19 protein-coding genes are annotated in these 20,647 nt (G+C 56.0%); 9 read left to right on the plus strand and 10 right to left on the minus strand.

Going from position 1 to position 20,647, the window contains the following annotated elements; translation table 11 throughout:
• Positions 1-61: 61 nt before the first annotated feature.
• Positions 62-574, plus strand: coding sequence for a DinB family protein (locus tag FHS21_RS02105; protein ID WP_112527899.1), 513 nt, complete (start codon positions 62-64; stop codon positions 572-574).
• A gap of 91 nt (positions 575-665) precedes the next feature.
• A complete protein-coding gene (locus FHS21_RS02110) occupies positions 666-2,567 on the plus strand; it encodes an ABC-F family ATP-binding cassette domain-containing protein (RefSeq protein ID WP_112527897.1) in 1,902 nt (633 codons plus the stop codon).
• 8 nt (positions 2,568-2,575) lie between these two features.
• Here the strand turns inward: FHS21_RS02110 and FHS21_RS02115 are convergent, their stop codons facing one another.
• Both FHS21_RS02115 and FHS21_RS02120 read right to left on the minus strand, forming a co-directional pair.
• A complete protein-coding gene (locus tag FHS21_RS02115) occupies positions 2,576-3,241 on the minus strand; it encodes a GNAT family N-acetyltransferase (RefSeq protein ID WP_112527895.1) in 666 nt (221 codons plus the stop codon).
• Positions 3,242-3,248: 7 nt separating this feature from the next.
• On the minus strand, positions 3,249-4,685 hold the full coding sequence (locus FHS21_RS02120) for an MFS transporter (RefSeq protein ID WP_112551273.1): 1,437 nt from the start codon (positions 4,683-4,685) through the stop codon (positions 3,249-3,251).
• Positions 4,686-4,772: 87 nt separating this feature from the next.
• Here FHS21_RS02120 and FHS21_RS02125 point away from each other — a divergent pair, with 87 nt between their 5' ends.
• Positions 4,773-5,438, plus strand: a complete 666-nt coding sequence (locus tag FHS21_RS02125) for a helix-turn-helix transcriptional regulator (RefSeq protein WP_312879828.1) — start codon at positions 4,773-4,775, stop codon at positions 5,436-5,438.
• Here FHS21_RS02125 and FHS21_RS02130 read toward each other — a convergent pair.
• The 4 genes from FHS21_RS02130 to FHS21_RS02145 are packed head-to-tail and all read right to left on the minus strand — an operon-like array spanning position 5,417 to position 8,570.
• Complete coding sequence (locus tag FHS21_RS02130; protein ID WP_112551271.1) at positions 5,417-5,968, minus strand: GNAT family N-acetyltransferase; 552 nt, start codon at positions 5,966-5,968, stop codon at positions 5,417-5,419. The two genes, FHS21_RS02125 and FHS21_RS02130, sit on opposite strands and share 22 nt — an antisense overlap.
• Positions 5,965-6,558 carry a hypothetical protein gene (locus FHS21_RS02135; RefSeq protein ID WP_112527887.1) on the minus strand — a complete coding sequence of 198 codons (594 nt, stop codon included), beginning with the start codon at positions 6,556-6,558 and terminating at the stop codon, positions 5,965-5,967. Before FHS21_RS02135 ends, FHS21_RS02130 begins: the two co-directional genes overlap by 4 nt.
• A 10-nt stretch (positions 6,559-6,568) precedes the next feature.
• Positions 6,569-7,018, minus strand: coding sequence for a DNA polymerase III subunit chi (locus FHS21_RS02140; protein ID WP_112551270.1), 450 nt, complete (start codon positions 7,016-7,018; stop codon positions 6,569-6,571).
• A gap of 55 nt (positions 7,019-7,073) precedes the next feature.
• The gene (locus FHS21_RS02145; RefSeq protein ID WP_112528127.1) at positions 7,074-8,570 is read right to left on the minus strand and encodes a leucyl aminopeptidase; all 1,497 of its coding nucleotides are present in this window, start codon (positions 8,568-8,570) and stop codon (positions 7,074-7,076) included.
• 285 nt (positions 8,571-8,855) lie between these two features.
• On the opposite strand from FHS21_RS02145, the gene FHS21_RS02150 reads away from it, so the two are divergent.
• The 6 genes from FHS21_RS02150 (at position 8,856) to rsmA (ending at position 16,442) form a co-directional block, all read left to right on the plus strand.
• Complete coding sequence (locus tag FHS21_RS02150) at positions 8,856-10,058, plus strand: LptF/LptG family permease (RefSeq protein ID WP_112551269.1); 1,203 nt, start codon at positions 8,856-8,858, stop codon at positions 10,056-10,058.
• Positions 10,058-11,146 carry an LPS export ABC transporter permease LptG gene (lptG, locus tag FHS21_RS02155; protein ID WP_112527881.1) on the plus strand — a complete coding sequence of 363 codons (1,089 nt, stop codon included), beginning with the start codon at positions 10,058-10,060 and terminating at the stop codon, positions 11,144-11,146. The genes FHS21_RS02150 and lptG overlap by 1 nt, the downstream gene beginning before the upstream one ends.
• Before the next feature lies 1 nt (position 11,147).
• Positions 11,148-13,511, plus strand: a complete 2,364-nt coding sequence (locus tag FHS21_RS02160; RefSeq protein ID WP_112527879.1) for an LPS-assembly protein LptD — start codon at positions 11,148-11,150, stop codon at positions 13,509-13,511.
• 140 nt (positions 13,512-13,651) lie between these two features.
• A complete protein-coding gene (locus FHS21_RS02165) occupies positions 13,652-14,605 on the plus strand; it encodes a SurA N-terminal domain-containing protein (protein ID WP_112527876.1) in 954 nt (317 codons plus the stop codon).
• Positions 14,606-14,610: 5 nt separating this feature from the next.
• Positions 14,611-15,624 carry a 4-hydroxythreonine-4-phosphate dehydrogenase PdxA gene (pdxA, locus tag FHS21_RS02170; protein WP_112528125.1) on the plus strand — a complete coding sequence of 338 codons (1,014 nt, stop codon included), beginning with the start codon at positions 14,611-14,613 and terminating at the stop codon, positions 15,622-15,624.
• Positions 15,621-16,442 carry a 16S rRNA (adenine(1518)-N(6)/adenine(1519)-N(6))-dimethyltransferase RsmA gene (gene rsmA, locus FHS21_RS02175; RefSeq protein ID WP_183660869.1) on the plus strand — a complete coding sequence of 274 codons (822 nt, stop codon included), beginning with the start codon at positions 15,621-15,623 and terminating at the stop codon, positions 16,440-16,442. The genes pdxA and rsmA overlap by 4 nt, the downstream gene beginning before the upstream one ends.
• Here the strand turns inward: rsmA and gmk are convergent.
• The 4 genes from gmk to fabF all read right to left on the minus strand — a co-directional run bounded on the left by gmk (position 16,439) and on the right by fabF (position 20,588).
• Complete coding sequence (gene gmk / locus FHS21_RS02180) at positions 16,439-17,086, minus strand: guanylate kinase (RefSeq protein WP_112527872.1); 648 nt, start codon at positions 17,084-17,086, stop codon at positions 16,439-16,441. The two genes, rsmA and gmk, sit on opposite strands and share 4 nt — an antisense overlap.
• Before the next feature lie 2 nt (positions 17,087-17,088).
• Positions 17,089-17,976 carry a YicC/YloC family endoribonuclease gene (locus tag FHS21_RS02185; RefSeq protein ID WP_112527870.1) on the minus strand — a complete coding sequence of 296 codons (888 nt, stop codon included), beginning with the start codon at positions 17,974-17,976 and terminating at the stop codon, positions 17,089-17,091.
• A gap of 50 nt (positions 17,977-18,026) precedes the next feature.
• The gene (mltG, locus tag FHS21_RS02190) at positions 18,027-19,253 is read right to left on the minus strand and encodes an endolytic transglycosylase MltG (protein ID WP_162701870.1); all 1,227 of its coding nucleotides are present in this window, start codon (positions 19,251-19,253) and stop codon (positions 18,027-18,029) included.
• 72 nt (positions 19,254-19,325) lie between these two features.
• Positions 19,326-20,588, minus strand: a complete 1,263-nt coding sequence (fabF, locus tag FHS21_RS02195; protein ID WP_112527867.1) for a beta-ketoacyl-ACP synthase II — start codon at positions 20,586-20,588, stop codon at positions 19,326-19,328.
• Positions 20,589-20,647 lie beyond the last annotated feature (59 nt).

Raw genomic sequence — 20,647 nt, forward strand, 5'->3', positions numbered from 1 at the left:
CTGCTCCTTCTTCGGTTATTATGTCAATAATACTGACCTTTATTTACAGGAAGTCAACGTGATGGAACAGCATTTCAGGATGCTTGCCGCATATAATCGCTGGGTAAACCAACGGCTCTATGCCGCGGCAGCCGAACTCGACGATGAAGAATACCGGCGCGACGTGCGGGCATTCTTCACTTCGCTGCACGGCACCCTGAACCATCTGCTGGTGACCGATCGTATCTGGCTCTACCGCTTTACCGGCGAAGGCGATGCACCAAAGGCGCTCGATGCGACCCTTTTTGAAAAACTCGACGCGTTGAAGGCTGCACGGGAAAAAGAGGACGCGCGCATTATCGACTGGGTCAACAGCCTGGACAGCTCGGATATCGCCGGACGCTTCACCTATACAACGGTCAGCGACATGCGGACGATCAGTCAGCGTCTCGCGCCGGCGCTCTCACATCTCTTTAACCACCAGACGCACCATCGTGGTCAGGCGCACGCCATTTTGACAGCGCTCGGCAAAGCTGCGCCGTCCTTTGATCTCATCCAGTTCCAGCGAACGGAAGAAGGCAGACCTCATTCATAAGATGTTGTGACGTCTCTTTACCTCAAGCGCACGGCAGATATGCAACAGTACAGTCTTGCGGAAAAGCCATTTCCCGTGCAAAAGCGCGGCCATGCTTATTCTCGACGATATTTCCGTGCGTATGGCCGGCCGCCTGCTCATCGACCACGCCAGCTTGAATCTGCCATCCGGCACGAAGGCTGGCCTGGTCGGGCGTAATGGCGCGGGCAAATCAACGCTGTTCAAAGTCATCACCGGTGAGCTTCACGCGGAAACCGGCGATTTCTTCCTGCCGAAGAACATCAAGATCGGCCAAGTGGCGCAGGAAGCGCCGGGCACCGAGGATTCCCTGATCGAGATCGTGCTTGCCGCCGATACCGAGCGCACTGACTTGCTTGCAGAGGCTGAGACAGCCACCGACCCGCACCGCATCGCCGATATCCATATTCGGCTTGCGGATATCGATGCGCATTCCGCCGAGGCGCGCGCCGGTGCGATCCTCTCAGGCCTTGGCTTTGACGCGGAAGCGCAGAAGCGCCCGGCTTCATCATTCTCGGGCGGCTGGCGCATGCGCGTGGCTCTCGCAGCGGTCCTTTTCGCTGAGCCAGATTTGCTGCTCCTCGACGAGCCGACCAACTATCTCGATCTCGAAGGCACGCTGTGGCTCGAGGATTATGTGCGCCGTTATCCGCACACAGTGATCCTGATCAGCCATGACCGCGATCTTCTGAACTCCGCGGTGAACTCGATCATCCATCTTGACCAGACCAAACTGACGCTTTGGCAGGGCAATTACGATCAGTTCGAGAAACTTCGCAGTGAAGCTCTCGAATTGCAGCAGAAGCAGCGCGTGAAGCAGGAAGCACAACGGAGCCATATGGAGGCTTTCGTCGAACGTTTCCGTGCCAAGGCATCCAAGGCCAAGCAGGCGCAGTCCCGCCTGAAGGCACTGCAGAAGCTGAAGCCGATTTCGGCCCATATCGAAGACCACGTGATGCCGTTTCATTTTCCGGAACCGGAAAAAGTGGTTGCCTCGCCGATTATCGCGATTGAGAGCGGCGAAGTCGGCTACACGCCGGGCAAACCCATTCTCAAGCATCTCAATTTGCGTATCGATGCGGATGACCGAATTGCCCTGCTCGGCTCGAACGGCAATGGTAAATCGACACTGGCCAAGCTGATCGGCGGCCGCCTGCCCTTGCAAAAAGGCAAGATCACCGTGGCGCCGAACCTGAAAATCTCGTTCTTTGCCCAGCACCAGCTCGATGATCTGATCCCTGAGGACAACGCGATCGAGCATGTGCGCAAATTGATGCCGGACGCGCCGGAATCCAAGGTGCGCGCCCGCGTTTCGCGCATGGGCCTGGCCACGGTGAAGATGAACACGGCGGCAAAAGACCTTTCCGGCGGTGAAAAAGCCCGGCTTTTGATGGGTCTCGCAACCTTCCAGGGTCCGAACCTGCTCATCCTCGACGAGCCGACGAACCATCTCGACATCGACAGCCGTGAAGCACTGATGCACGCGCTGAACGATTTCGATGGCGCCGTCATTCTGATCGCGCATGACAGACATTTGATCGAAGCGACCATGGACCGGCTTTGGCTGGTGCGCGATGGCGGCGTTGCGCCCTATGACGGCGATCTGGATGCCTATCGCTCACTGGTTTTGGCCGATGCGAAAGCGGAGCGGTCGGGCAACAAGATCGTGGTCGAAGAGGGCCAGAAACTGAGCAAGGCGGAGCAACGCAAGCTTGCCGCGCAGAAGCGTGAAGCCTTGAAGCCTTTGCAAAAGAAAATCCAGGAAGCAGAGGCACAGGTGCACCGTTTCCAGAAGAAGATCGACTCGCTGCAGATTCAACTTGCCGACCCGGTCATCTATACGCGCGAACCCGCCAAGGCGACGCAGATCGGCAAGGAAATCGGCTATGCCAAGTCTTCTCTCGCCCGCGCGGAAGAAGAGTGGCTGACACTTTCCGGCGAATATGAAGATGCGATGACCGAGCTGGCGCAGTAGCGCCAGTTTCAAGCACCGGCATCTGGAATAACAGCGGTTGTGTAGAGGCAATGTACCTGCCAGCCGAGCGGTTCATAGAGTGCACGGCCATCAGGAGTTGCCACGAGTGCCGCGCGTTGTATGCCTTTTTCTCGGGAAAGCATTTCCAGCCGTTTCATGACAGACCGGCCGAGCCCCTTGCGACGATGGTTCTCATGGGTACTTATCCGGTCATAAACAGCCAAATCCCCGGGAAATGAGATCCTTCCCGTGGCTGCGACCTCCCCGCCCCTGTCAAGGACGTTGACGATGGTTACGCCGTCATACACCTGATGGTGATATACATAGCCATCCGGCAAAGCGCTGGTTTCGCCTTGCATGGGGCCGGACAGCAACATCATGAAGGCGGGAGATTGGATATGCCAACGCACTGGCAGATTCGGCTGGACAAGCTCCCGCGGCGCACAGACCTTCAGAAAGATCGCCGTCTCGGAAATGGCTTCGGCATGCTGACGGACCCAATCGGAATATTCTGAGAAAACATAGCGCCTCACCTGGTCCGGAAGACCGACTTCGACACGATAGCCCCCGTTCTCGAAAACGGGCGCCGCCACCTGCCGTGTCAGCGCCCATCCCTCGATCCATGTCCTGACGATTGCAGGATCGGCCTTCAAATCTCGCTCATCAATTGCCATCGGCGATCTATAGCCGTTTTTGCATTTCGATCGCCAGTAGAGTTTTCTTGCGCATTGGCAAGGCGAACCCGGCCACAAACGCACCAACGCCGATGACGGTCGAAACGGCAAAGACAATTATCGTGGCGTCGCGCAGGGCGGCCGGTGTCGTGGCTTCAGGATAGCCGACGGCGTTGGCAACGAGACCAGCGAGAGCGGCGCCGATCGCATAACCAACGGATTGCAGGGTCGGCAACAGGGCCGAGGCGCGATCACGTTCGCCGCTTCGCGCTGATTCCATGACCGACTGGCTGAGAAAACCCCAGCTGACACCAAAACCGGTGCCAATGGCGATCTGACCCAGCATTACGACCAGCGGCCAATCGACGAAGAAGCCGAAGACGATTGTAGCGAGGCCTGCGACGAGCAGTGTCGGTCCGAGCCGGATCAACCATGCACGGCGACGCTGGTCCTGTATGTTGGCAACGAGGATGGCAACAGTACTCCATGCAATGGCGAACGTGGCATTGAAGGCACCTGCCTTTGTCGGGCCGTAACCCCAGAGGTTCTGCAGGGTCATGACCAGGTAAACGGACGTGGAGGCTTGTGCAACCGGCATGAGCAGGACAATCCATAGGCCAATGCCGACAGTGGAATTCGGAGCGAAGGCATCGGATGGAAAGAGCGGTGTGCGGCTGCGCCGGTCGACGACGACTACCGAGGCGAGGACCACTGCGGCGCCCAGGACAAGCAACACTTGCGTCGCAACCGTCTGCATGATGCTGGCAAAGGCGACCAGCATGATGCCGAAACCGATGGCCGAAAGCCGCAGGAACGGTACGGACAGGCGTGCGATCTCGCCGGAAAACCTGGGCACGATATAGAAGACCAGTGCGATGAATATCAGGGCCAAAGGCACATTCACGAGGAACGCGGCACGCCACGACAGATGTTCAGTGAGCAATCCGGATACCAACGGCCCACCAAAGGCAGCCACCGCCCAAACGACAGCCTCCGCGCCGAAAACTTTGGAAACAAGCCTTGACGGGAAAAGTTCGGGAATAAGTGCGTAGCAAATCGCGGCGATGATGCCCTCGCCAAGTCCTTGAAACGCACGTCCGATCAGTACCTCGGTCATCGACGAAGCGAACGCTGCGATAAGCGTGCCCGCGAGAAACACCAGCGCGGCCCCCACTAGCGCCATCCTCGCACCTACTCGGGCCTTCAGCAATGCGCCACTGGCGCCGCCGACAATGGAGAGGACGAGATAGAGCGTGAAAGCCCAGGAAATAAGCTCGAGTCCGCCAATTTCGCGCACTGCTGTCGGAAGAGATGTGGAAACCAGGAAACCATTGAAGGCGAACAGCGCTACCCCAAGGCACAACGTCAGGGTCGCCGCCGAATATGAGGGGCTCAAGAGTTCCGACCAGCTTGTACTGCCGGTTTCTTCTGTCGTCTCGTGCATGGCATTTCCTCAATTTAACAAGTTTTATATTTTTATATTCCTCCAAATAAAACAAGCAATAGCTTTTTAAATTTTTCTTGCTATCGTATGTCTATGCAAGATCGCACGACAAATCGCATGCTCTATTCGCTGAAAGTGGCCGGAGCGCAGACGGCTTCGGCTCTTGGTAACAAGCTTGGCGTTACCTCTGTAGCAGTCCGACAGATGCTTGCACGTCTCCACGAGGACGGTCTCGTTGGTTTCGAGGACAGCCGGGAGAGTGTCGGCAGGCCCAAACGCTTCTGGCATCTCACCGACGCCGGAAACGCCCAGTTCCCCGACAATCATGCCGGATTGACAGCGGACCTTCTGGCGTCGGTGTCGGCGGTCTTTGGTGATGCCGGGCTTGACCAATTGATTTCCCATCGTGAGAAAACGACACTGAATCAGTACCGCGCGGCGCTAGAACCGATTGCTTCGCTAGAAGAGAAAGTCCAACACCTCGCAGAAATTCGTTCGGCAGAGGGCTACATGGCCGAAGTCAGCCGGGACGCGGGCGGCGATCTTGTCCTGATCGAGAATCACTGCCCTATCTGCGTTGCGGCCAAAGCCTGCCAGAAATTATGCCGGTCAGAGCTCGAGGTGTTTCAGGCGGCGCTTGGGCCGAATGTCGAGGTCAAACGCTTCGAGCATATATTGACAGGTGCCCGGCGCTGTGCCTACCGCATCGTCGAAAAGCACAATGAGGATCGTCAGTTGGCGATGAAGCTGTAAAGCATGGGGCTCATATAATTGTTGCCCACACGCCAGTAATCACGCAGCGGCCCGCCCTCGCATGCGAATCCAAGTCGCGTCACCAGCCTGATGGACGGGGCATTGTCGGGATGAATAACTGCTGCGATACGGTGGGTATTCAGCTTACCGAGGCAATGGGACATCACCGCTTGGACCCCTTCGCTCATTAGTCCCCGGCCGTGCCATTCCGATCGAAGAATGTAGCCGATCTCCAAGCGGCGATTGAGCGGCTCTCGGTGGTGATAATTGACCATGCCGATGCAATTATCGCTGTCCTTTTCGGCAACCGCCCAAGCGATGGATTCATTGGGTGACGTGGTCTTGGCGAGTACCCGTACCCAGCTCCGCGTTTCCTGAATATTCTTGCAGGCAGAAAAATCCCAATAGCGCACGAGATTTGCATCTCCAATACAGGCGTGGAGCCCGGCATCATCCTTTGGCTCGAACCGGCGTAACCGAAGTCTTTCGGTAAGGATCTTTGGAAAGGTCCCTGCCTGGTCCACCATCATCTGCCCCACTTGGGCGAAGGTGGCACATTGCTAGCTGCTGCCTTGCGACTGCGTCTCAGGCGAACGAGCCCAAAAAGACTGATCACAATCAGCGCGATGCCAGCTGGCATCGCTCGCCAGTCGACAACGGTCGCGGCCTTGCGCAAGACAAGATCAACCTCCGCCACCTCCAGGCCATCGAAATCGCCAGGTCCGATGGTGAAGACATAGTCGCCATCTTCCACCGGATCGATATCTCCGATGCTGTCGCGATAGACCTGCGGGCCCTGCGGTGAGCCCCTGTTGGCCGCTTTGCTGTTCTCGTAATTCAACGTCGTGACAAGAACGTCCTTGCCTTGCCGCGTGACGACGGCTGTCAGTGCCGAGCGCCCTATGGAGGGGACGAAATTTCGCAAAGGCTGCATGTCGACGAAGGCGCGCACCGGAGCGTCGCCCGCGGTCAAGGTGACGGTGACCGGTTTGTAGGGACCGGGACGGTCATAGACGCGCCATGACCCGATTTCTTCTCCCGAGAAATTGCCGACCACCCAAGGATATCCGATCCCGAGCACAATTCCAGCGATCAAGAGGAGTAGCAAAAGCAGACGCATCAACAGTTTCTCAAGCCTTCTTTTCCCAACGCCCTTCGGCGTTCTGCTGCCAGTAGGTCAAGTTGTGACCCTGTTCTTTCAACAGTTTCCACTGCGCCCTCGCCTGTTCCAGCTGCTGCTGGTCGTGGCCATCAAACATGAGAACCAACCGCTCATAGGCTTCGACATTCTGCGGCTCGGCGCCATCGACGAGAAAGCGCACGGTCGCGCTGTTGGCGTTGCCGTGGCCTGTCGTCAGGATAACGGGCTGTTCTTCCGGATGAGGCTCCTGGTCAGTCGCATGCGCAAGAAAAGACGCATCGGACCAGGTCCAAAGATGATTGTCGAGACTGTCGCGCCGCTCCTCGGAACCTGTCTGGATGACGACTCTCCATTTGCGATCGAGCGAACGCTCGACGAGACCCGGCAATGCGTTCTCCAGTGTCGATTCAGTCAGATGGTAGAAGAGAATTTCGGTCATGAGTGCAGTCTTGTGTGAAAGGACTGGCTCACGTCAAGCCAGTCCCTTTTAACTTCTACCCTTCGAAATTGTCGCGAACCAGCCTGTCGAGAAGGCGAACGCCGTAGCCCGAAGCCCAGGACTGGCTATACTCATTGGTTGGTGCGCCTATTGCAGTGCCGGCAATGTCGAGATGGGCCCAAGGCGTATCACCCACAAAGCGCTTCAGGAATTGTGCGGCAATGATTGCGCCGCCGTGACGCCCGCCAATATTCTTCATGTCGGCATTCTTGGTGTCGATGAGCTTGTCGTATTCGGGGCCGAGTGGCATGCGCCAGAGCCTTTCACCGGTTGCCTGGCCCGCATCGAAGAGCTGTGCGGCGAGCGCATCGTCATTGGAAAACAGCCCCGCCTGATAAACGCCGAGAGCCACCATGATGGCGCCTGTCAGGGTAGCGAGATTGACCATGAACTTGGGCTGGAAGCGATCATTGCAATAGTAAAGCGCATCGGCGAGGACGAGGCGCCCTTCCGCATCGGTGTTGAGCACTTCGATCGTCTGGCCCGACATGGACGTGACGATATCGCCAGGGCGCTGCGCATCCCCATTGATCATGTTTTCAACGATCCCGATGACACCGACGACGTTGACCTTGGCCTTGCGTGAGGCAAGTGCATGCATAAGGCCGGTGACTGCGGCCGCACCACCCATGTCGCCCTTCATTTCCTCCATGCCGCCAGCGGGTTTGATGGAGAGACCGCCGGAGTCAAAGGTCACGCCCTTGCCGACAAAGGCGATCGGCTTGTCTTTGCTTTTCCCGCCGTGCCATTCCATAATCGCGATGCGCGCCGGCCGTGTGGACCCTTGTGCGACACCGAGCAGCGAGCCCATGCCGAGCTTCTTCATGTCCTTCTCCGTCAAAATCTCGACCTTCACGTCGAGCTTTTTCAACTCTTCGACACGTTCGGCAAATTCGACTGGACCGAGAACATTGGCAGGTTCGTTGACCAGATTGCGAGCAAGAATAACGCCATCCGCCACCGCTTCGGCACTCGCAAATGCCTTTTTCGCGGCGTGAGGATCCGCTACCTGAATGGTAATGCTAGCGACGAACTTATCTTCCTTCTCGCTCTCGTCTTTGCCTTTTTTTGTTTTGTACTTGTCGAATGTGTAGGAGCGCAGAAGCATACCCAGGGCGAAATCGGCAGCGTTTTCGGCTGAGATATCTGTGCCCGGTAGAGCGAGGATCACCGAGACATTTTTGGATTTTCCGATTTTTGAAAATGCCGCGCCGCCGATTTTCAGCCAATCGTCGCCCTTGAGCTTGGCCGGATCGCCGCTACCTACAAGCACCAGCCGTTCCAGTTCTGTGCCATTTGGAGCGAGGGTAGATAGGCTCGTTGCAAGTTTTCCCTTGAAATCCGAGACGCTGATGATACGCGACAGCAATGCCTGTCCGACAACAGATTCGGCTTCTGCAGCTGCTTTGCCTTCAGCGGGAACAAGCAAGATTGCGGTGCCGCTTTCGACGGCTGCATATTTTGCGAAACTGATGGATGGGCGTTTGGACATGATATCTCCGGTTTGAACAAAAATGTGACTTTCATGATCATCGATCTTGATGAATGAAGGGGTGATCATGAAGGGATTGACTAAGACCTTGTTAACTAGCTTTCTTCGCCTATTTTTAGCCAAGCCTGACTAGATTGAACATATGTCGGGTTTATTGAACATGTAACGGGTTCGTCCCATAAAGCTCAAAATAATGCCTTGGCTCCCATGGCATAGATTGAACGGTCGGGCTTTAATGAACGGCTGGTCGAACAAGGTGGCGGAACTCTTTTTGCGAAACATGACATGCGCCTGATTGAGATATACATCTTGCGACGGATCGTCGTCATGTTTTTTGCCGTTCTGCTTTCAGCGGTCGGAATCACATGGATCGTACAGGTTCTCGGTCGTATCAATTTTCTGACGACCAGCGGACAGAGCTTCTACTATATTCTAAAATTCAGTTCCAATCTGCTTCCATCCGCCTTTCCCGTGGTGATGCCGTTTGCTCTGGTGATTGCCGTGACGCAAACGCTTTCGACGATGAACCAGGATTCAGAACTGGTGGTCATCAATGCGGCGGGCGCGCCACGCTCCGCCGTGATCCGTCCTGTCATGCTTTTTGCGATCGTCATCGCAGCTGCATCCTTCCTTATTTCCAACTTCGTCGTGCCGTATTCCCAGATGAACATGCGCCAAATGGTGGCCGAGGCGCGTGGCGATGTGATCAATCTCGTGGTTCAACAAGGCTCGTTCCGGGAAATCGATACAGACCTTTACCTCCAGATCGAGAACCGCGATTCCAATGGCACGATCCAGGGCCTGTTCGTTTCAGATTCGCGCGACAAGACGACGGATCTTATTTACTACGCCAAGGAAGGCCTTGTCGTCCAAACCGCCGATCAAGGCCTGCTGATCATGAAAGATGGCGAGGTTCATCGACGTGATGTGCAGACCGGCAATGTGTCCATCATCAAGTTCAATACCTATGCTCTTGATCTTGCGGCATTTCTTTCGTCGGACGACAAGGAGGCCACGATTTTTCCGAAGGACCGGCCTCTCGATTACCTCATGAATCCGGATCCGAACGACAAACAATATCAACAGCGTCCACTTCGCTACACTTCCGAGCTTTACAAGCGCTTGACGGACTGGATGTATCCGATCGTGTTTGCGTTGATCTCCCTCGCCGCAGCTGCTGACTCGCGCTCTCATCGCGAAGCGCGCATATCCGCGTCATTTACTGCCATAACGATTAGTCTCATTGTGTTCTGGCTGGGATATTCGACCGGGCAGAGCACGGACAAGAACGCTTCGATGCTGCCAATGCTCTTCGCAATTCCAATTCTCGCAGCGCTTTCCGCGATCTATGCGCTTGCAACCAATCGCCAGATCGGTATCCCGACAACGTGGAGTAACTGGTTCAAACGTACTTTTGAAAGCAGGCAGGTGGCATTTGCCAGCGCCGGAGCAAGATTGTTCGGTCGCAAGCGCGGAGGACACCGGTAATGATCGGCTGGACGCTCGGGCGCTACTTCTTCCTCCGCTATGTGACGATCACATGCTATTTCCTGATGGGCAGCTTTGCGCTGGCTCTGATCCTCGACTTCACCGAATTATCGGGAAAACTGTCTGCGCTGCCCGATTATTCTGCGATCCGTGCCTTTGGGCTGTCGGTGATGCGCATCCCCTATATCATGCAGCAGGTGTTTCCATTCATCGCGCTGTTTGCTGCGATGGCGACGCTTATTTCGCTCAATCGCAAATATGAACTGGTCGTCGCGCGTTCTGTCGGCGTTTCGGCCTGGCAGTTTCTTCTGCCTGCTTGTACGGGCGCGTTTCTTTTCGGCCTGGCGGCTGTGCTGGTCGTCAATCCGCTTGCTGCCTATGGTTTTGAGCGGAGCGAACAGATAACGGCAAACTGGCGCGCCGGAAAAGCCAATGATGTATCGGCAGATCGTGTCCCCTGGTTGCGGCAGAAAACCGAAGAGGGCGAAACGATCATCGGCTCCAAGTCGATCGTCAACCGTGGATTGCGTTTGGTCGACGCCGTCTTCATTCGACTTGACAAGAACCAGGACGTTACCGAGCGACTGGACGCCAAGAGCGCTGATCTGGATGACGGTTTCTGGCAGCTGAATCAGGTGACGAAATTTGTGTTGGGAGAGACGCCGGTTTCCTTGGAAACCGTGCGCATTCCAACCCATCTGCGCCCTGAATTCGTTGAAGAAAGCCTCGCGCGGCCCGAGACCATTCCTTTTTTTGAGCTGCGTAACAAAATTGCCGCAGCTCGCTCTTTTGGCTATCCAGCCAACGCTTTTGACATGCATTTCCAGTCTTTATTGGCTTTGCCGGCTCTGCTGATGGCGATGACTTTAATCGCTGCAACCGTTTCGTTGAAATTTGTTCGGTTCGGACAATCGGGGACGATGATTCTGGGTGGCGTCCTCGCAGGCTTCGTGCTTTATGTCGTCACTGTTGTGGTCAAGGCATTCGGGAATGCGGGATTCGTTCCGCCTTTCGTTGCCGCATGGACACCCGTGTTGATTGCAACATTTTTTGGGGTCTCCTTTCTGTTGCACAAGGAGGATGGTTAGAGTGGGATTGAATGTAACGCGCTCGGTGTTGCCGGCGTGGCTTGCACGGCTTGCGTGCAGCACGGCCTTGCTATGCCTTGCAGGCGGGATTTCGCTCCCAGCCTACGCCCAAACGGGTGATGCACTTGTTGGAAATGTAAAAACGGATCCAAACGCACAATTGCTGCTGGAGTCGGATGAGCTTGTCTATGACATCAACGCCAAGACCATTTCCGCGGTCGGCGGCGTGCAGATCGATTATGACGGAAACCGCCTCGTAGCGCGGAAGGTCACCTATGACCAGAATACCGGCCGCCTCAAAGCGGAAGGCAAGGTCGAGATCGTCGAGAAAGACGGCAACCGCATCTATGCGGAAAATCTCGATGTTACCGATGATTTCAAGGAAGGCTTCGTCAATGCATTGCGCGTTGAAGCAGCTGACAATACCCGCTTTGCAGCCGAGAGCGCGGAGCGCATCGGCGGCGAGCTGACGACATTCAACAATGGTATCTACACCGCGTGCGAGCCCTGCCGGGCAAAACCCGATCGGGCGCCGCTGTGGCAGGTTCGCGCCCAGAAAATCATCTGGAACGGCAAGAAGAAGACCATTCGCTTTGAGCGTGGCCGCTTCGAAATGTTTGGCATGCCGCTGGCATTCCTGCCGGCGTTCGAAATCGCCGACCCTACAGTCAAGCGCAAGAGCGGTTTCCTCATACCGAGCTATCGCCATGAGACGGAGCTCGGCACCGGCATCACAGTGCCCTATTTCTGGGCACTGGCTCCCAATTATGACCTGACGTTGCAGGGGACCTACTATACGCAGCAGGGTTTCCTGGGCGAGGCTGAATGGCGTCACCGGCTGGCCAATGGTCAATATACGATCAAGCTTGCTGGCATCGACCAGCAGGATCCTGGTGCATTTAACAGCATTGCCGGCGACCAGGTCGATTCAAATGCCACGACACGGGGAATGATCGGATCCACGGGCGCGTTCAACATAAATCCGCGCTGGACGTATGGCTGGAGTGTCTTGGCACAGTCGGATAAGGCTTTTGCCTATCGCTACGGCATCGAAAACTACGACAATTACAACATTACCGACCAAGTCTATCTGCGTGGCCTGCACGACCGCAACTATTTCGATCTCAGTCTCTACCGGTTCCACGTTCAAGAGGGTTTCGAAAATTCCGATCCGAGTTCCTCTGAGGAAAAGCAGCCCTGGGTTCTCCCGAGCCTGGACTATGCCTATACGCCTACGCAATCCGTTGCGGGCGGCGAACTCAATTTCAATTTGAATTTGCAGGCACTGCATCGCGACAAATTTGACGGAAATTTCAGCGGTGTCGATCGGACTGGTTACATAGCAGGCATAGAAGGTGACGATGGCCGTATTACCGGGGAAGCCGAATGGAAACGTTCGTTTATCACCCCAAGCGGATTGGTCATCACGCCCCTTCTCGCCCTGCGAGGCGATGGTGTTTATGCAGATGGTACGTTTGTCGAGTCCGACGGCAGTATCGGTGAGGTGCGTTCCAACGACTTCCGCGCGATGGCAACCGCTGGTCTAGAAACGAAATGGCCGATCCTGTTTACAGCCGCCAACTCGTCTCACGTGCTCGAACCAACAGCCCAGCTTTTCGTTCGCAACAACGAACCCTATGCGGGTGAGTTGCCGAATGAAGACGCACAAAGTTTCGTATTCGATGCATCGAATCTGTTCGAACGCGACAAGTTCTCCGGATATGATCGGGTGGAGGGTGGCACCCGTGCCAATCTCGGTCTCCGCTATTCCGGTACCTTCAACAATGGCTGGGGCTTAAATGGTATTGCAGGCCAATCGTTCCAGCTAGGCGGGCTCAATTCCTTTGCATCGCCAGATTTTGTCAATGCGGGTGCCGAATCCGGACTGGAATCGGCTCGTTCCGACTATGTCGCGATGATCGGTGCAAACAAGGGCGCGTTCAATATCACGACTGGCGGAAGATTCGATAAGGACGATTTTGAAGTCAAGCGTGCAACAGTGGCAACCACGACCGCTGGTAAATATGGCTCTGTTTATGTGAAATACGCTTTCATCGCCGCACAGGAAACCTATGGTTTCCCCGACGACCGCCAGGAAGTCACTGTCGGCGGACAGGCCAAGTTGACACCAAACTGGCGACTCCTCGGCTCTGCAACGTATGATCTTGTGTCGAGTACGCTCGTAAAGCGTACCGCTGCACTTGCCTATGATGACGAGTGTTTCACGTACAGCATGTACTACACTCAGGAGCAACCGGTAACTGTGAACAACGTCGAGGGCGATAAGACCTCAACGTTTGGCTTCAACATCTCCTTCCGAACCTTGTGGGGAATCGGCAAACCGGTCGATATCGGCGGGATCTAATCTTATTGTCTAAGCTGGCCGCACTTGCGGCCAGTCATGCTTTTGCCTTAGTAAAGCGACAATAAAGAGGAAATGAACATCAAAAGAAGAAAAACACGGTCCATTTCGCGAAAATGGTCCATGATTGGACAAGTTGAGAAATGATGGTGAGGAAGCATATTCTTGCAGCGGCGATGATCACTGCATTGAACTCTGTTCTGGCGGTTGGCGTGACATTGCCTGCTGCAGCAAGCGAGATCAAGATCGTCGTCAATGGCGTCGCTATCACCGACTACGATATTTCAAAGCGTGCTGCCTTTCTGAAACTTCAGCATAAAAAGGGCAACCTTACCCAGCAGGCGCGGGATGAGTTGACCGACGAGGCGCTCAAGCGCCAGGAATTGAAACGTCTCAATTTGCTTGTTTCTGACAACGAAGTGAACGACGCCTATACGCGTTTTGCTACCAACAACAAGATGACGCTTAATCAACTCAACGGCGTGTTGGACAAGTCCGGCGTGACGCCGCAGCACTTCAAAGAATATATCCGCATGCAGATGAGTTGGGGCCGTGCGCTCGCCACCCGTAACCGCACACAGGGTGGAACCAGGGTGTCCGAGCAGGACGCCGTGCAGCGCATGCTCAAGGACGGCGGTAAGAAGCCCGTCTCTACCGAATATCAACTGCAGCAGGTGATATTCGTTGTCCCTGCCAATAATCGCGGCATTCTCGCCAAGCGGCGAGGTGAAGCCAACGCCATGCGTGGCCGTTTCAACGGCTGCCAGACAACACGCGATATCGCCAAGGGTACGCTCGATGTCACAGTGCGCGATCTCGGCAAATTCGTAGAGCAGGAACTGCCGCCGGAATGGTCGAAGCTGGTCATAGCCACACCGGTCGGCCATGCGACGACGACCTTGGATACGGATAAGGGCGTCGAATTTCTCGGCGTGTGCGCGACCCGTCAAGTCTCCGACGATCGCGTGGCCCGCCTTGTCTTTTCCCAGGAAGCAACAGCCGCCGCGGGTGATGGCAAACCGGATGCATCAGCTGAGGCTGTCGACAAGAAATATCTCGAGGAACTGCGCAGCAAGGCGAAGATCGTCACTGAATGATTGGCATGAAAGCCGCTCTCGCCGTCAGTTCCGGTGATCCTTCGGGTATTGGGCCTGACATCGCGCTCGCTGCCTGGATACTGCGCAAGCACATGCAGCTTCCTGCGTTTTTTCTGCTTGCCGACGCGGAACTGATCGCCTCGCGCGCCGTACAGCTGGGAATGAATGTTCCACTGGAAATCACAACGCCTGAGGACGCGGCGGCTATATTCGATGAGGCGCTGCCAATCGTGCCGCTGAAGAACCGGCAATCGGATCAACCCGGCATTCCACTGGCCGAAAATGCGGCAGGAACGATCGAGGCGATTGAACAGGCCGTGGCATTGACGCTTGCAGGCCGCTCACGCGCCATGGTCACCTGCCCCATCGCCAAGAAGCCGCTCTATGAGGCTGGTTTCAAATTTCCGGGTCATACTGAGTTTTTGGCACATCTTGCCGGCGAGCACCTGGGATATGCTGTAACGCCGGTGATGATGCTGGCTGGACCGTTGCTGCGGGCAGTTCCCGTAACAATTCACATTGCCTTGAACAAGGTTCCCGCTGTTCTCGACACAGCGACGATCCTGACTGTCTGCCGGATCACTGCACTGGCACTCAAAAGTCAGTTCGGCATCGCCAACCCACGGCTTGCCATTGCCGGATTGAACCCGCATGCGGGCGAAGGCGGCAGTATGGGTACGGAAGACGAAGTCATCGTGCGTCCGGCAGTGGAAACGCTGTGTGCTGAAGGTATCGATGCGCGTGGACCTCTCCCGGCGGATACAATGTTCCATGCCGCTGCACGAGCCACCTATGACGCCGCCATCTGCATGTATCACGACCAGGCACTGATCCCTGCCAAGACGCTGGGTTTCGATGACAGTGTCAATGTTACGCTCGGCCTGCCCTTCATACGTACCTCACCGGACCACGGCACAGCATTCGATATCGCAGGATCCGGCAAGGCCAAGCCTGACAGCCTCATTGCAGCGCTGCGGCTTGCTGATGAACTGGCGGCAAACCGCACACTCGACACATGAGCATAGATAGCCTTCCACCGCTTCGCGAAGTTATCCAACGCCATGAGTTGATGGCAAAGAAGTCTCTCGGCCAGAATTTTCTGCTCGACCTGAACCTGACTGGAAAAGTTGCACGTCAGGCAGGCGATCTCAAGGATCAGACTGTCATCGAGGTGGGACCCGGCCCTGGCGGCCTCACGCGTGCCCTTCTCGCCCAAGGTGCCAATGTTATCGCCATTGAGCGCGATGAACGCTGTTTGGCTGCCTTGCAGGAAATATCCGATCATTACCAAGGCCGGCTTCGCGTCATTGCCGGCGATGCCTTGGATACGGATTTCTCTGGGCTAGCAGACGGCAGCAAGGTAAAGATCGTCGCCAATCTCCCCTATAATGTCGGCACGCAATTACTGATCAGTTGGCTACTTAGTGAACCATGGCCACCGTTCTATACGTCGCTGACGCTGATGTTTCAGCGCGAAGTGGCGGAGCGGATCGTCGCGCGTCCGGGTTCGGATGCCTATGGCCGTCTCGGCGTGCTGGCTGGCTGGCGAACCGAGGCGAAAATTACTTTTGACGTCCCACCGCAAGCATTCACACCGCCACCAAAAGTGACATCCTCGGTCGTCCATTTAATACCGCGTGTGGCCCCGCTCGCCTGCGATGCGGCAGTGCTTGGACGTGTCACCCAGGCTGCCTTCGGCCAGAGGCGCAAGATGCTACGGCAAAGCATCAAATCACTTGGCGGTGAAGCGCTGCTTGCCAAGGTCGGGATCGACCCGACACGCCGGGCGGAAACGCTGTCAATCGAAGAGTTCGTAGCGTTAGCGAATGCGCTCTAGTCCAGCTTTTCATCGAGAAGACTGCTGACGAAATCGAACAGACCCGGGCAGCGGTCTCGGCGCAGGCGTTCGGCGGTGACGATCGACTGGACTTGATGATAGGCGCGGTCCAGATCTTCGTTGACTATGACATAATCGTAAGAGCGCCAGCGCTCGATCTCGTTACGGGCGTTGTTCAATCGCATGTTGATGACGTCTTCAGCGTCCTCGGCACGCCGATGCAGCCGCTCTTTTAAATCGGCCATGGATGGTGGAAGGATGAAAATGCTGACTACATCGCCTTTCATCTTTTCCTGCAACTGCAGCGCTCCCTGCCAGTCGATATCGAAAAGCATATCCTGACCGTCCGCGAGCGCATTTTCCGCAGCCTCGCGCGGGGTCCCATAAAAATTGCCGTGAACTTCCGCCCATTCGATCAACGCGTCGCTGTCGCGCAGCCGTTCGAACTCGCGTGGCGAGATGAAATGATAATGGACGCCCTCGATTTCGCTGGGACGGCGTGCACGCGTGGTCACGCTGATCGAAAGCGCGAGCTCAAGCTTTTCCTTATCGTTCAGCAACAACCGTGCAATCGTCGACTTCCCCGCCCCGGATGGCGATGACAGGACAAGCATAAGACCACGTCTTTTGATGCTGTTGGGCATGACTACTCCAGATTCTGTATCTGCTCGCGCAATTGATCCACAACAGCCTTCAGGTCAAGTCCGATCGATGTAATCGAAGCCGCGTTGGCCTTGGAACAGAGCGTATTCGCCTCGCGGTTGAATTCCTGTGTCAGGAAATCAAGCTTGCGGCCTACACCGTTGCCTTCCTTCAGAAGATCACGGGCGGCGGTGACATGCATTTCCAGCCGGTCGAGCTCTTCCTGGATGTCTGCCTTCGTCGCAAGGAATGCCGCCTCCATATACAGCCGCGATTCGTCCAATGCGGGAGCGGCATCGAGCAGCAGCGAAACTTGTGCAGCCAGACGCGAGCGAATTGCATCAAACGAGCGGCTTGGATCAAGCCTTGCCTGTTCCACCAGCATCTCGATCGCGGCGATTTGTACAGTCAAAATCTCGCCCAGCGCCTTGCCCTCGGCCTGCCGATTGTGCGCCAGTTGAACCAATGTCTCGTCCAGAACCGCCAGTACTGCTTCTTCTATCTTGTGCTGATCTTCCGCATCGGCGGCCTCCTGTGGCGCCTCCAGGACCCCGCGAAGCGCCATAAGGCCCTCCGGCGTGGATGCTGCCAGACCGTAATCTTCGCGCAGACGTGCAGCGATCGCTGCCAGTTCCTTCAGAAGTGGTTCGTTGAGGATTGCCTTGGCAACACCCGAGCTGCGATCGACGGTAACGGCCGCCTGAAAATTACCGCGCTTGAAATGTTGGCTGAAAAGGATACGGGCCTTCTGCTCGATCGTTTCAAGACCTGCTGGCAGGCGAAACCGCACGTCGAGACCTTTGCCGTTAACCGACTTGATTTCCCACGAGATTTGCACCCCGGCGCTGTTCCGGAGGTGACGGGCAAATCCCGTCATGCTTTGCAATGACATGTCTACCCCCTGGAACGAAAGGCCCTGAACTTCCTCGGGCCTTTCCAGTATCAATTTCCGTTGTCTGCGTCCGGCGATGCATTCTTGTCACCGGTTGCCGCCTTGGCGGCCTCGTCGAGGCGATTCTTCTCGACCTCACGCCAGCGTTTCACATTATCATTGTGCTCTTCGAGCGTCTCAGCAAATACGTGTCCGCCAGTGCCGTCGGCAACGAAGTAAAGGTCCTTGGTCTGCGACGGATGAGCTACCGCTTCCAGCGCGTCACGACCAGGATTTGCAATCGGCCCGGGTGGCAAGCCATTGATCGTATAAGTGTTATAAGGCGTCGGCTTCTCAAGATCTGACTTCAGGATCGGGCGGTCCGACGGCTTGCCCTTGCCACCAAACAGGCCATAAATGATCGTTGGATCGGATTGAAGGCGCATGCGGTTGTTCAACCGGTTAATGAAGACGGCGGCAACGCGTGGACGCTCGTCCGCCTTGCCGGTCTCTTTTTCGACAATGGATGCGAGCGTCACAAACTCTTCAATGGTTTTCAACGGAGTCTTGGGATCGCGGCGTTCCCATATGTCTTCAACCAGCTTTTTCTGATCGGCCTGCATCTTCTTGATGAGTTCCTCGCGCGTTGTGCCGCGAGAAAAGCGCATTGTATTGGCAAAAAGCGAGCCTTCACTCGGCATGATTACCGGCAAGTCACCAACAAGCACTTCATCCTCACGCACCCGTTGGAAAATCTGTTCGACGGTAAGCCCTTCCGGAATCGTCAGCGAACGAAGCAGCGATTTTCCGCTGCGCAACAGATCCATGATCTCTCGCATGGACGCATGCGCCTTGATTTCGTACTCGCCAGCTTTCATGTCGCCCTGATGGCCATAGGCCTGAACGCCATATTTAAAGACCCGGGCGTCACTGATAATGTTACGCCTTTCCAGCCCGTCGGCAATCTCAACAATCCCGGTACCGCTCTTCACAACGTAGTTGGTTGTAACATCGCTAGGTCCAGGCTCATTGAACGCCAGCTTGCCAAAGTATACAGCGGCCGCGGCAGCAAGAACCACCAGAACGACAAGCGACAGCATGAAATTGGCAAAAACAACGATCTGGCTCCGAGCGCGACGCGAGCGTCGCTTCGGCAGAGGTGGCGGTGTACCCGGTTCAGGACGCAAGGCTTCGGAAGCCGATTGCGGGACAATCGGCTTGCGATCCGGCGCGTTGGCGGCTGAACCGTTTGTCTCTTCAGACTGCTGATCTGAGCTCACGCAAGCACCTCGGGACATGATACCGGCTGACGCCGGTAGAATCGATTGTGAATATGGCAAAAACGCGAGAGCGCTCCGCCAAGAAATCAATCACTGTTGATAACGCCGCATTACGAGCGAAGCATTCGTACCGCCAAACCCGAAGGAATTGGAAAGCGCGATATCGATCTTGCGTTCGCGCGGCTTGTGCGGAACCAGATCGATCTTCGTTTCCTTGGACGGCTTATCGAGATTGATCGTTGCAGGAGCGATATTATCGCGGATCGCCAACACGCAGAAGATGGCCTCCGTCGAGCCAGCGGCACCAAGAAGGTGACCGATGGAGGATTTGGTGGATGACATCGATATTTTCGAAGCGGCGTCGCCGACAACGCGTTCGACTGCTCCGAGTTCAATCGTATCGGCCATCGTCGAAGTGCCGTGCGAGTTGATGTAATCCAAATCGCCCGGGGTTATGCCTGCGCGCTTCAAAGCCATTTCCATAGAGCGCTGCGCGCCCTCACCACTCTCGGATGGTGCGGTGATGTGGTACGCATCGCCGGATAGGCCGTAGCCGATGATCTCGGCGTAAATCTTGGCGCCGCGAGCCAGGGCATGTTCCAGCTCTTCAAGGACGACAACGCCCGCGCCTTCACCCATCACGAAACCATCGCGGTCTTCATCATAGGGTCTCGAGGCAGTTGTCGGATCGTCGTTTCTGGCAGTGGACAACGCCTTGCATGCAGCAAAGCCGGCTAGCGAAATACGGCTGACTGGCGACTCGGTGCCACCAGCCACCATCACGTCGGCGTCTCCGAATGCGATCAAACGCGAGGCGTCGCCAATAGCATGAGCGCCGGTGGAACAAGCGGTAACGACCGCATGATTCGGACCCCGCAGCTTATGTTTGATCGATACCTGGCCGGAAGCCAGGTTTATCAAACGGCCGGGGATGAAGAACGGCGAGATGCGCCGGGGGCCCTTGTCGCGAAGTGTATAGCCTGCTTCTACAATGCCTTCGAGGCCACCAATGCCGGACCCGATCAAAACACCCGTACGGATCTGATCTTCATCGCTTTCCGGCGCCCACTTGGCATCCGCAAGCGCTTGGTCGGCAGCCGCAACAGCGTAAATAATGAAAGGATCGACCTTGCGCTGCTCTTTGGGTTCCATCCAATCGTCAGGATTAAATGTACCATCAGAGCCATCACCTACCGGAATACGGCAGGCAATCTTGCAAGGAAGATCTTCAACTTCAAATTCCGTCACACGCCGGGCGCCGCTCTGGCCGGCAAGAAGCCTTGACCAGGTTAGTTCAACCCCGGATGCGAGAGGAGAAACCAGCCCAAGGCCGGTTATGACAACGCGCCTCATGGCAGATCCTTAACTATCAAATGCAACATGATTGTTTCCGGCCCAACGCATGAACGAGC

This window comes from Phyllobacterium trifolii (assembly GCF_014192095.1).
Classification (GTDB): domain Bacteria; phylum Pseudomonadota; class Alphaproteobacteria; order Rhizobiales; family Rhizobiaceae; genus Phyllobacterium; species Phyllobacterium trifolii.